Genomic DNA, 10,803 nt, shown 5'->3' on the forward strand with positions numbered 1-10,803 from the left:
TTATTTGCGGCAGGCACAGTCTATCTCATAAGCGAGATTTTCGATGATGATGATGACCGATGTTACTACTAGGGGTGCCGCAACTGTGGTGGATGGAACGGACGCCCGATCATCGGCAACCCGAACACACGTCCGAACATCGACGGGGATGTTAATACCGATATTGACATCGAAAACTCCCGAAACACTGTCTGGCGTCCCGATGATGACCGCAAAAGGGAAGCCCGTCGCGAGATCAATGACACCCGGCGCCCAGCGAACGGCAATCCCTCCACGCTGCGCGCAAAGAATAAGCCGTCCCGTACTGATGAGCTGCGGCGCGACCTGAATGCCCGCCAGCAGGGTGAAGGTGTGCTGAACAGCGGGCCCGCACCGAGCCCACAACCGCAAATCAACCAACCCTCTGTCAAACCCCCCGCAAGCGGCGGTACGCGCCCTGCCTTAGGAGATGCAGGTGGTAGCAATCGTCCGTGCCTGGTAGGTGGAAGCGGGGGCCGTCCCAAACCCGGCAACCGCGCCGGTGGAGGCGACAGGCCCATCAGGCGCTAGTCCGGTAGGACTTAGCAACCAAATCGGAGCAGTCAGAGTAATCTAATTAATGGCGCGTTTGTTCCCAATCGAGTTTAGGAGCAGGTTCAAGAGGTGTCTGCGTTGCATAGCTCAGAGCATACTATTATTTCAGCGGTAGTAGGTCTGCTCAGCGATGAGCACTACCGGGATCGCATCCAAGCACTGCATTCCCTGACCGACAAGCACCTCGACCCGCCGCAACTTCGTGACAATCTCTTCCGGCTTGTGTCGCTTCGTTCCTATTCTGATCCTCCGTTTTCCTAAACGTAACAGCGGACCACTTTATTGGGGGAGGTTCAGTACTCCAATCTACATCAACCGCGATTTCGTACAAATCTCGGGGCAAGGGGGTCGGTTGCGGCCAGCGCAGATACCGCTTTGACATCGATTGAATACCAGCTGCTCCAATAGCCGTACCGTTTTATGAGGTGGCTGTTCTCAAGCCCGATGGTGGAAGGCCATAGTATGGTATGCAAAATCCATCTTGTCTTGACACCGGGCCGTGATTAAAAACTTGGGCTATGAGTACGCCCAAGCTTTCCAAGATCGACCACCAGCCCGCCACGTTACGCGATATGGTTCAGGAGCGGATGCGCGAAGCCATTGTCGAAGGCGTTTTCCAGCCCGGCGAACGCCTGGTCGAACGCCCCTTGTGCGAGCAGCTTGGGGTCAGCCGTACTGTAATTCGGGAAACGATCCGCTATCTTGAGGCCGAAGGATTGGTTGAAATCCTACCGGGGCACGGCCCGATCGTAGCTTCGATGAGTTGGGATGACGCCCGCCAGATTTACGGCATTCGTCGTCTTCTTGAGACTGCCGCAGCGGAACAGTGTGCTTGCAATATAGACGCGGATATCTCCCGCAAACTAGGAGTAGTGCTGAAACGGCTGCAAAAGGAATCCACCGGCAAAACATGGGGGCCTTTGTTCCGCGCGACCTCGGATTTCTATCAGGAGGTTTTTCATGGTGCGGGGCATCACATTGCCTGGGAAATCGTGCAGCGCCTGAATGGACGGATCAGCCGGCTGCGCATGTTGACGCTGACTTCGGATGACCGCACGCGGCCCGGGATCGCTTATATGGAAGAGATTTGCGCGGCCATAGTCTCGGGCAACCCGACGGCGGCCCGCGAAGCGGTTGAACGTCACCTGGGCGAGGCGACATCGGTCGCGGAACGCGTTTTTGCCAACGGGGAAGATATACAATGACCGACACACCCAAAGGTTACTGGATCGCCAACGTGATCGTGACCGACCCCGAAGCCTATTCAGATTATCAGGCGCTCGCCCCCCAAGCGTTTCAAATATACGGCGGCAGGTTCCTGGCGCGGGGTGAGGCCGAGACGCTGGAGGGCAACGTGTGGCAGCGGCGTGTCATCATCGAGTTTGACAGCATCGAACAGGCACGGGCCTGCTACAACTCGTCTGAATACCGTGCCGCGCGCGAGAAACGTGCGCAGGCCTGTCAGGCGGATATCGCCCTGATCGAGGGCTTGGCCAGCAAGTAAGCCGGGGCTTATGGACCGCATTCAAAAAAGCGTTCTTCCTGAGATCCGATGGGTTTTGGGTCTGGTAGCTTTTTGTGCTGTCGCCGGGCAACTCGGCCTTGACACGAAGGAATATGGTATACCATATGATCAATTTGAAAATTGATGCCCCTAGCGGGTAAGGCCCCATGGAGTTTGCACATGATAAATCTTGCACGACCAGAGCTGCTGATTTCTGACGCCTATGTGGACGGCGCATGGTTTGCCGCGCAATCCACCTTTGCAGTCTCCAACCCGGCCACAGGGGATCATCTGGCGGATGTGGCGGATTGCTCGATCCAGGACGCGCGTACGGCGATTGCTGCTGCGGAACGTGCGCAAAAGAGTTGGGCGACGCTGACGGGAAAGGAACGGGCGCGTGTATTGAGGCGCTGGTTCGATCTGATGATCGCAAATGCGGATGATCTAGCCAGGATTCTGACGGCGGAAATGGGCAAACCTCTGGCCGAGGCCAAGGGTGAGATTCTCTATGGTGCCAGCTTCATCGAATGGTACGCCGAAGAGGCCAAGCGCATTTATGGCGACACCATTCCAGGCCATCAGCAAGACAAGCGCATTGTCGTGATGAAACAACCCGCGGGTGTTGTTGGGGCCATCACGCCGTGGAACTTCCCCAACGCCATGATTACTCGCAAGGCTGGCCCCGCCTTGGCTGCCGGGTGCACGATGGTCGTGCGCCCGGCTGCAGAAACTCCACTTTCAGCACTGGCTTTGGCCAAACTGGCCGAAGAGGCGGGAATTCCCGCAGGCGTGTTCTCGGTCATTCCGTCCACGGATAGTGCCGGGATTGGTTTGGAATTCTGCGAGAACCCGGTGATGCGCAAGATCAGCTTTACCGGCTCTACTCGGGTCGGCAAGATCCTTATGCGGCAGGGGGCCGAGCAGATCAAAAAGCTCTCGTTGGAGCTGGGCGGGAACGCTCCGTTCATCGTGTTTGACGACGCGGATATAGATGCTGCCGTCGAAGGTGCGATGATCTCCAAGTTCCGCAATGCGGGGCAAACCTGTGTCTGCACAAACCGTATCCTTGTGCAGGACGGGGCCTATGATGAATTCGTGCGCAAATTGTCGGCGGCTGTTGCGGCTCTGCCCGTAGGTGACGGGTTCAGCGAGGGCACCGCAATCGGACCCCTGATCAATGACGCCGCTGTTGCCAAGATGCGCGATCATATCTCGGACGCGGTTTCCAAGGGCGGGCAGGTCGATGTGGGCGGCGACAGCCACAGTCTAGGCGGTACGTTCTTTCAGCCTACCGTCGTTTCGAACGTCACATCCGATATGATCGTCGCTAGAGAAGAGACCTTTGGCCCTCTGGCCCCGGTATTTCGCTTCACAAACGAAGATGAGGCGATCCGGGTGGCAAATGACACTGAGTTCGGGCTTGCATCCTATTTCTACAGCCGGGACCTCAGCCGTGTGTGGCGGGTCATGGAGGCGCTGGAATACGGCATGGTCGGCGTGAATACCGGCCTGATCTCGACCGAAGTTGCCCCGTTTGGCGGGATCAAGGAATCCGGCCACGGGCGCGAAGGCTCGAAATACGGGATCGAAGATTATCTGGAGATCAAGTACTGCTGCCTGTCCGTCTAAGACGACAAACATCTAAAACCCTGCGAAAGACAGTCAGCGTCCAGCCATCGTGCTGGGCGCTGATTTGCATTTAGTGTCTGTAAATTAGCGTCGAAAACGCCTTTTCACTCTTTCGAAGGGTCGCGAAAGCCCTTTGGAATAACAGTTTTGGGATTGACATGCAGGACTATGGTATACCATGTTACGCTACGAAAAGAATCTAACCTGTGATGGAGCCACAGCAATGCCGGCTGAAATTCGAAAAACACTGCTGCATGTCGAAGAGACGCTGATCGAAGGTGGTAAAACCGCTGAGACGCCGCTGAAGATGATCGCGGCGATTGCAGTGATCAAGAACCCCTGGGCCGGGCAGGGCTTTGTCGAAGACCTGCGCCCCGCGATCCATGATTGCGCACCGGGTCTGGGCGAGCTGTTGACCAAGATGATCCTTGATGCCTCCGGTGGCGGCGACAAGGTTGAAGGTTATGGCAAATCGGCCATCGTCGGTGTGAATGGTGAGGTCGAGCACGCCTCGGCTCTGATCCATACGCTGCGCTTCGGCAACCACTACCGCGAGGCGGTCGGCGCGAAATCCTATCTGGCCTTCACCAATACACGCGGTCCTGCGAATGCGCCGCTGCAAATCCCACTGATGGACAAGAATGATGGCGGCAAGCGCAGCCACTACCTGACCATTCAACTGTCGGTCGCTGATGCGCCTGCGCCGGATGAGATCGTGATCGCCCTGGGGGCATCGATCGGTGGGCGTCCGCATCACCGTATCGGCGACCGCTATCAGGACCTCCAGGAACTGGGTCATGATGTTGAAAACCCTGCAGCTGTCTAAGCCTTACGGGCGCGTCACCTACAGGCAGGCGGGGCAAGGTGCCCCGCTGGTCCTGATCCATGGCGTGGGCATGCAGTCTGCGGCATGGCAACCTCAGATCGAGGCGTTTTCGGAGCAGTACCAAGTGATCGCGCTGGATATGCCGGGACACGGGGGCAGTGACGCGCTGGCCGGTGAGCCTCAGTTGTCGGATTATGTGGCGTGGCTGCATGAGGTTGTCACCGCGTTGGATTTGGGGTCGGTTTGTTTGACTGGCCACTCGATGGGTGCGCTGATCTCGGGTGGATATGCCGTTTCTCACCCGCAGATGGTGGCACGTGTTGCATTGCTGAACGGCGTGTTTCGCCGCACGCTGGCCGCCCGCGAGGCGGTAACGGCCCGCGCGCAAGAGATCCGTAAGGGCAGCTTTGATCTGGAAACGCCGCTGAAACGGTGGTTCGGTGACTCTCCAGCCGAGCAGGCCGCCAGCGCCAAGGTCGCCGGGTGGCTGTCTTCGGTGAACCCCAAAGGTTACGCCGATGCGTACGGGGCTTTCGCCGCCGGGGATGAAGAATATGCGGACGGGTTTGTCGAAATCCGTTGCCCGATGCTGGCGCTGACCGGTGCGCTGGACCCTAATTCGACACCTGAAATGGCGCAGGCCATGGCAGATGCAGCGCCACTGGGGCGTGCCGTCGTCATTGAGGGCGAGCGTCACATGGTCAATCTGACAGCGCCTGAACAGGTCAACAAAATACTGGCCGATTGGCTGAAAACCCCTATGAAGGAAAGGGAAACGGCATGAAGAGCTTTGATCCGCGCGCGTTGAGGAACGCGTTTGGAACGTTCATGACCGGCGTCACGGTTGTGACCACCCTTGATGAAGACGGCAATCCGCTGGGCTTTACCGCGAACTCGTTCAGTTCAGTGTCACTGGACCCGGCGTTGGTCTCAGTATGTCTGGCCAACAGCTCCCGGAATTTCGAGGCATTTGCCAATGCCAAGGGCTTTGCCATCAACATCCTGTCTGAATCGCAAAAAGATGTGTCCAATACCTTTGCCCGCCCGGTCGAGGATCGCTTTGCCGCAGTGAACTGGCGGCGCGGCCCCAAGGGCTCCCCCTTGTTCGAAGGGGTCTCGGCCTGGTTTGACTGCTCGACCTTCAAAACGGTCGAGGCGGGGGATCACCTGATTCTGATAGGTAAGGTAGAAGCCTTTGATACATCGACTGCGCCGGGGCTGGGCTATGCCCGCGGGGCCTATGTCACACCAGCAGCAGAAGCCGAAGCGCTGAGCCAGAGCACGAACCTGATCGTCTCGGCCCTGATTGAGCGTGAGGGCAAGGTGTTGCTCGTCGGCAATGACCAGGGTCGTCTGACTCTGCCCGAAACCAAAACCGGAAAGAATGGGGCCACTGCGGCCCTGAACCGTCTGATCGAGCAATGCGGTGTCAGTGCCGAGCCGGGGTTCATCTATTCCGTCTACGAAGACGAAGCGCGCGAACAACAACACATCTCGTTTTTGTGCCAGGCGGCCGAGGGTGAACCCACCCAAGGCGCCTTTACTGAGCTGACCGAAACCACCCTGATGGACATTGCCGATGTTGCAATGTGCACCATGCTGGAGCGGTTCGCTCAGGAAAGCCGCATGGGCAATTTCGGGGTCTATCTTGGCAATCAGGTCAGCGGCAAAGTCCGTCCGATCTCATCTGAAAAAGAGTAACGCAATGAAGTTTTCGCTTTTTGCACATATGGAGCGCATCGACCCGAAGGAAGATCAGAAACAGTTGTATGAAGAGTTTGTGCAACTGTGCCAGATCGCGGATGAGGCCGGGTTTAACTCGGTCTGGACGGGTGAGCATCATGGGATGAATTTCACCATCGCGCCGAATCCGTTCATCAATCTGGTGGACTTGGCCAACAAGACCAAAAATGTCCGTCTGGGAACCGGCACGGTTATTGCACCTTTCTGGCATCCAATCCGCCTGGCAGGTGAAGCTGCGATGACCGACCTGATCACCAATGGTCGCCTGGAACTGGGCATAGCGCGTGGCGCGTACTCCTTCGAATATGAGCGTATGATGCCGGGCATGGACGCATGGGAGGCTGGTCTTCGCATGCGTGAACAAGTGCCCGCGATCAAAAAGCTCTGGGCCGGGGATTACGCGCATGATGGCGAATACTGGCAGTTCCCGAAAACCACCTCAGCCCCGCAGCCGGTGCAGAAAGACGGCCCGCCGATATGGATCGCGGCGCGCGACCCCAACAGCCACGAATTCGCTGTGTCGAATGGCTGCAATGTGCAGGTGACACCACTGTGGAATGGCGACCCAGAGATTGAAACATTGATGGGTAAATTCAATGATGCCTGCGCAAAGTTTCCGGACCAACCGCGCCCCAACATCATGCTGCTGCTGCACACTTATGTCGCCAGCGACGCAGAAGATGCAAAACAGGCGGCGGTTGAGCTGAACCGGTTCTACAACTATTTCGGCGCCTGGTTCATGAACAAGCGCGAGATCAATCAAGGTCTGATCGACCCGCTGTCAGACGAAGATATCGCCGCGCATCCGTTCTACACACCCGAAGCGATTCAGCGCGATCTGGCCATCGGAACCGCCGAAGAGCTGGTTGAGCGGCTGAAGAAATACGAGGCCCTGGGATATGATGAATATTCCTTCTGGATCGACAGCTCGATGCCGTTTGAGCGCAAGAAGGCCTCGCTTGAGCGTTTCATCACGGACGTGATGCCCGCCTTTCAGTAAGGACAGATTATGCAACAGTTTCAGCAGTATATCGACGGCGCCTTCTCGGATGGTGCAGCACAGTTCGAAAGCAAGGATCCGGCAACCGGTCAGCCCTGGGCATTGATGCCCGAGGCCCGCGCCGAAGATGTAAACCGGGCCGTTGATGCTGCTGAGCGGGCATTCTTTGATCCCGAATGGGCGAATATGACAGCGACGCAGCGGGGCAAGCTCTTGCTGCGTCTGTCTGAGCTGATCGCGGAGAACGCGCCGCGGTTGGCCGAGCTTGAAACCCGCGATACCGGCAAGATCATCCGCGAGACGTCGGCCCAGATCGCCTATGTTGCCGAGTATTATCGGTATTACGCCGGTCTAGCCGACAAGATCGAAGGGGCGTTCCTGCCGATCGACAAGCCGGACATGCAGGTCTGGCTGCGGCGAGAGCCTGTGGGCGTTGTGGCAGCGGTCGTGCCATGGAACTCGCAACTGTTCCTGTCGGCGGTCAAGATCGGCCCGGCTTTGGCAGCTGGTTGCACGATTGTGCTGAAGGCCAGCGAGGAAGGCCCCGCGCCGATGCTGGAATTCGCGCGCATCTTCGAACAGGCTGGGTTCCCCAAGGGCGTTCTGAACATCATTACAGGGTTCGGGCCTGATTGCGGCTCGGTCCTGACCAGCCATCCAAAAGTGGCCCATGTGGCCTTTACCGGCGGCCCTACAACCGCGCGCCACATCGTGCGCAACTCGGCAGACAATCTGGCGTCGACCCCGCTAGAGCTGGGCGGGAAATCCCCGTTTATTGTGTTTGAGGATGCCGATATCGAAAGCGCCGTGAACGCGCAGGTGTCGGGGATTTTTGCGGCCACCGGACAAAGCTGCGTGGCCGGATCGCGCCTTGTGATCCAAAACTCGATCAAGGATGAGTTTCTAGCTCGCCTAAAAGAGAAGAGCGAGAATGTGGTGATCGGATCACCACAGGAGATGGCGACCGAAGTTGGCCCGCTTTGTACGCTGCGACAGCGCGATCACGCGCTGGACCTGATCGACCGGTCCGTTGCGCAGGGCGCGCGGCTGGTCACGGGCGGTCAGGCACCCGAGGGCGCAGGGTATTTCTTCCCCCCGACCATTCTGGATTGCTCCGACGCACCCGATGCGCCTTGCGTGACCAATGAGTTCTTTGGCCCGGTTTTGTCGGTCCTCAGCTTTGAGACCGACGCCGAAGCGCTGGTCATTGCAAATGACACGCAGTTCGGTCTGGCCTCTGGCCTATTCACTCGCGATCTAACCCGCGCACACCGCATGATGCGCGGCATTCGTGCGGGTATCGTCTGGGTCAACACCTACCGCGCCGTCAGCCCAATTGCGCCGTTTGGAGGCTTTGGCCTGTCTGGCCATGGGCGCGAGGGTGGCGTGGAGGCCGCCCTTGAATACACCAAGACCAAGGCGGTCTGGTTGCGCACCAGCGATGACCCGATCCCGGATCCCTTCGTGATGCGGTAACCCCGCACAGGTCACCCAAACAATACAGGCACCAATCCTGATTTCTGGAGGAGAAGCGCATTATGCCTCAGGATACGTCGCCCAAAACACCGGACCAAATGGTCTCGGACAAGGGGCTGTTCAAAGGACTGCATAACGGGATGAGTATCGCCTCCAAAGCGATGGTCGCCGCGTTTGTTGTATTCACAATCCTCAACGTCGAGTTCGCCGGTGGCATCTACAAAGCCATCCGCAGCTGGGTCGAAGGGGCGCTGAGCTGGTACTATATCAGCTCGGTCATCATCATTCTGTTCATGTGCCTGTTCCTGATGTTCAGCCGGTTCGGCTCAATCCGGTTGGGCGATGATGGTGCCAAGCCCGAATTCAGCAACTTCTCATGGTTTGCAATGCTGTTCTCGGCCTCGGTCTCGATCGGGATCATGTTCTTCGGCGTGGCCGAGCCGCTGTTCTACTTCGACAACTCAGCGGGCTGGGGATACCCTAACAACCCGTTTGCCGATGCGGCGGGCCATACCGAAATGACGATGGAGCGTGCCGTTGACGCGGTCCGGGTCACCAATTTCCACTGGGGTCTGCACGGCTGGGCGATCTATACACTAACCGGTCTGGCACTGGGGTATTTCGCGTTCCGCAAAAAATTGCCACTGACCTTCCGCTCCGCGCTTTATCCGGTTCTGGGTGAGCGGATTTACGGCCCCACCGGGCACGCTGTTGACCTGCTGGCCGTGTTCGGCACCGTGTTCGGCATCGCCACCTCGATGGGTCTGGGCGTGACCCAGATGGCGCATGGCATGAACGTTTTGTTCAACGTTGACCCGGGGGTTGCCACGCAGGTGACTCTGGTCGTGATCATCTCGATCATCGCAACGCTGTCGGCGGTCTCGGGTATCGGCAAGGGCATCAAGATCCTGTCCCAATGGAATATCGTCCTGACCATCGCGCTGATCCTGTTCTTCCTGTTTGCGGGTCCAACACAATGGCTGGTGGGCTTTTTCCTGAACGCCACCGGTGACTACATGACCCAATTCCTGTCGATGGGCTTCTGGACCGCTTCGACGCCGGGTGACGTGGCATGGCAAGGCGGCTGGACCATCTTCTATTGGGGCTGGTGGCTGAGCTGGGCACCGTTCGTCGGCATGTTCATCGCTCGCATCTCAAAAGGTCGTACCATCCGTGAGTTCATGTTCGGTGCCATGTTGGTTCCTACAACCATGGCCTTCATCTGGATTTCGATCTTTGGCGGCAACGCGCTGTTCTTTGAGCTGAACGCGGCGAACGGTGTCGGCACAGCCGGGCTGATCGACATGGTCAACAGCTGGAACCTGGGTGGTACGCTTTTCGGCACGATTGAGCTTTTGTCGGACGGGCCAACGATGGCCTGGGTCGTCTCGGCGCTGACAACCTTCCTGCTAGCGACTTGGTTTATCACCAGCTCGGATTCGGGAACCTTGGTTCTCACCACGATCCTCTCCATGGGCAATGCGCACCCGCCTAAACTGCACCGCGTGGTGTGGGGGGCAGCGCAAGGTCTGGTTGCAGCAGTTCTGCTGATCGCCGGAGGCCTGTCGGCCTTGCAGACGGCCGCGATTGCCGCGGCGCTTCCGATCTCAGTTCTGGTTGTCCTGATGGCTTGGGGGGTCTTCAAGTCGCTGATGCAGGACCCGGCGGCAGTCGCCGAACTTCAGGTGCAAACTGCTCCAGATGGAACGTCGATTGATCGCGACCTGCACGCGTAATTTGAGATGCGCGGTTTGGACAAGCCAATCTCGCATCAAGAACCTTAACAAAGTATGGCGGTTGCACTCTGTCTGGGTGCACCGCTCGTCCAGATCCAGTTTCGCAAGTGCCAATTTCCGTTCTCCTTGCTTTTTAGCAAGATAGGGGATTTGTCGTAACCCAGTTTAGAATGTGCCCCGCTACAGAGCTCAACAACGTAGAAGTGAAATTATGTGAAAATTGCGCCTTCGGTCTTTTCAAAGACGAAGCAGTGCGTTTTAGCCGAATTCAGAGATACCTGATCCACAATCTTTGATCACGGTTACACCCAAGTTC

General features: G+C 57.7%; 10 protein-coding genes and 1 pseudogene. 9 read left to right on the forward strand and 2 right to left on the reverse strand.

The features are described 5' to 3' along the window. Positions 1 to 399 (reverse strand): hypothetical protein, encoded by a 399-nt coding sequence (locus ACR0AP_RS20470; RefSeq protein WP_480509082.1) that lies wholly within the window; start codon positions 397 to 399, stop codon positions 1 to 3. Positions 400 to 684: 285 nt separating this feature from the next. Next, a pseudogene (locus ACR0AP_RS20475) lies at positions 685 to 813 on the reverse strand (IS3 family transposase); the annotation flags it as partial. Positions 814 to 1,091: 278 nt separating this feature from the next. On the opposite strand from ACR0AP_RS20475, the gene ACR0AP_RS20480 reads away from it, so the two are divergent. The 9 genes from ACR0AP_RS20480 to ACR0AP_RS20520 all read left to right on the forward strand — a co-directional run bounded on the left by ACR0AP_RS20480 (position 1,092) and on the right by ACR0AP_RS20520 (position 10,487). Beyond that, the gene (locus ACR0AP_RS20480) at positions 1,092 to 1,778 is read left to right on the forward strand and encodes a GntR family transcriptional regulator (protein ID WP_480509084.1); all 687 of its coding nucleotides are present in this window, start codon (positions 1,092 to 1,094) and stop codon (positions 1,776 to 1,778) included. Beyond that, the gene (locus ACR0AP_RS20485; protein WP_480509086.1) at positions 1,775 to 2,077 is read left to right on the forward strand and encodes a DUF1330 domain-containing protein; all 303 of its coding nucleotides are present in this window, start codon (positions 1,775 to 1,777) and stop codon (positions 2,075 to 2,077) included. Before ACR0AP_RS20480 ends, ACR0AP_RS20485 begins: the two co-directional genes overlap by 4 nt. A 180-nt stretch (positions 2,078 to 2,257) precedes the next feature. Further along, entirely contained in the window at positions 2,258 to 3,706 is a 1,449-nt protein-coding gene (locus tag ACR0AP_RS20490; RefSeq protein WP_480509088.1) for an NAD-dependent succinate-semialdehyde dehydrogenase, read from the forward strand. Positions 3,707 to 3,929: 223 nt separating this feature from the next. After that, positions 3,930 to 4,532 carry an amino acid synthesis family protein gene (locus tag ACR0AP_RS20495; RefSeq protein WP_480509090.1) on the forward strand — a complete coding sequence of 201 codons (603 nt, stop codon included), beginning with the start codon at positions 3,930 to 3,932 and terminating at the stop codon, positions 4,530 to 4,532. Then, the gene (locus ACR0AP_RS20500; RefSeq protein WP_480509092.1) at positions 4,504 to 5,316 is read left to right on the forward strand and encodes an alpha/beta fold hydrolase; all 813 of its coding nucleotides are present in this window, start codon (positions 4,504 to 4,506) and stop codon (positions 5,314 to 5,316) included. Before ACR0AP_RS20495 ends, ACR0AP_RS20500 begins: the two co-directional genes overlap by 29 nt. Beyond that, positions 5,313 to 6,233: a flavin reductase gene (locus tag ACR0AP_RS20505; RefSeq protein WP_480509094.1), complete on the forward strand. Its 921-nt coding sequence runs from the start codon at positions 5,313 to 5,315 to the stop codon at positions 6,231 to 6,233. Before ACR0AP_RS20500 ends, ACR0AP_RS20505 begins: the two co-directional genes overlap by 4 nt. 4 nt (positions 6,234 to 6,237) lie before the next feature. Next, positions 6,238 to 7,275 (forward strand): LLM class flavin-dependent oxidoreductase, encoded by a 1,038-nt coding sequence (locus tag ACR0AP_RS20510; RefSeq protein WP_480509096.1) that lies wholly within the window; start codon positions 6,238 to 6,240, stop codon positions 7,273 to 7,275. Positions 7,276 to 7,284: 9 nt separating this feature from the next. Continuing rightward, positions 7,285 to 8,751 carry an aldehyde dehydrogenase gene (locus ACR0AP_RS20515; protein WP_480509098.1) on the forward strand — a complete coding sequence of 489 codons (1,467 nt, stop codon included), beginning with the start codon at positions 7,285 to 7,287 and terminating at the stop codon, positions 8,749 to 8,751. Positions 8,752 to 8,813: 62 nt separating this feature from the next. Further along, on the forward strand, positions 8,814 to 10,487 hold the full coding sequence (locus ACR0AP_RS20520; protein WP_480509100.1) for a BCCT family transporter: 1,674 nt from the start codon (positions 8,814 to 8,816) through the stop codon (positions 10,485 to 10,487). The last annotated feature ends 316 nt before the right edge of the window (positions 10,488 to 10,803 follow it).

It is taken from the genome of Ruegeria sp. AF7, from assembly GCF_056541885.1.

Excerpts from the sequence above, each read along its gene's own strand:
- ACR0AP_RS20480 (WP_480509084.1), top strand. The coding sequence starts at position 1,092 with ATGAGTACGCCCAAGCTTTCCAAGATCGACCACCAGCCCGCCACGTTA.
- ACR0AP_RS20500 (WP_480509092.1), top strand. The coding sequence starts at position 4,504 with ATGATGTTGAAAACCCTGCAGCTGTCTAAGCCTTACGGGCGCGTCACC.
- ACR0AP_RS20520 (WP_480509100.1), top strand. The coding sequence starts at position 8,814 with ATGCCTCAGGATACGTCGCCCAAAACACCGGACCAAATGGTCTCGGAC.
- ACR0AP_RS20490 (WP_480509088.1), top strand. The coding sequence starts at position 2,258 with ATGATAAATCTTGCACGACCAGAGCTGCTGATTTCTGACGCCTATGTG.
- ACR0AP_RS20485 (WP_480509086.1), top strand. The coding sequence starts at position 1,775 with ATGACCGACACACCCAAAGGTTACTGGATCGCCAACGTGATCGTGACC.
- ACR0AP_RS20515 (WP_480509098.1), top strand. The coding sequence starts at position 7,285 with ATGCAACAGTTTCAGCAGTATATCGACGGCGCCTTCTCGGATGGTGCA.
- ACR0AP_RS20505 (WP_480509094.1), top strand. The coding sequence starts at position 5,313 with ATGAAGAGCTTTGATCCGCGCGCGTTGAGGAACGCGTTTGGAACGTTC.
- ACR0AP_RS20495 (WP_480509090.1), top strand. The coding sequence starts at position 3,930 with ATGCCGGCTGAAATTCGAAAAACACTGCTGCATGTCGAAGAGACGCTG.
- ACR0AP_RS20510 (WP_480509096.1), top strand. The coding sequence starts at position 6,238 with ATGAAGTTTTCGCTTTTTGCACATATGGAGCGCATCGACCCGAAGGAA.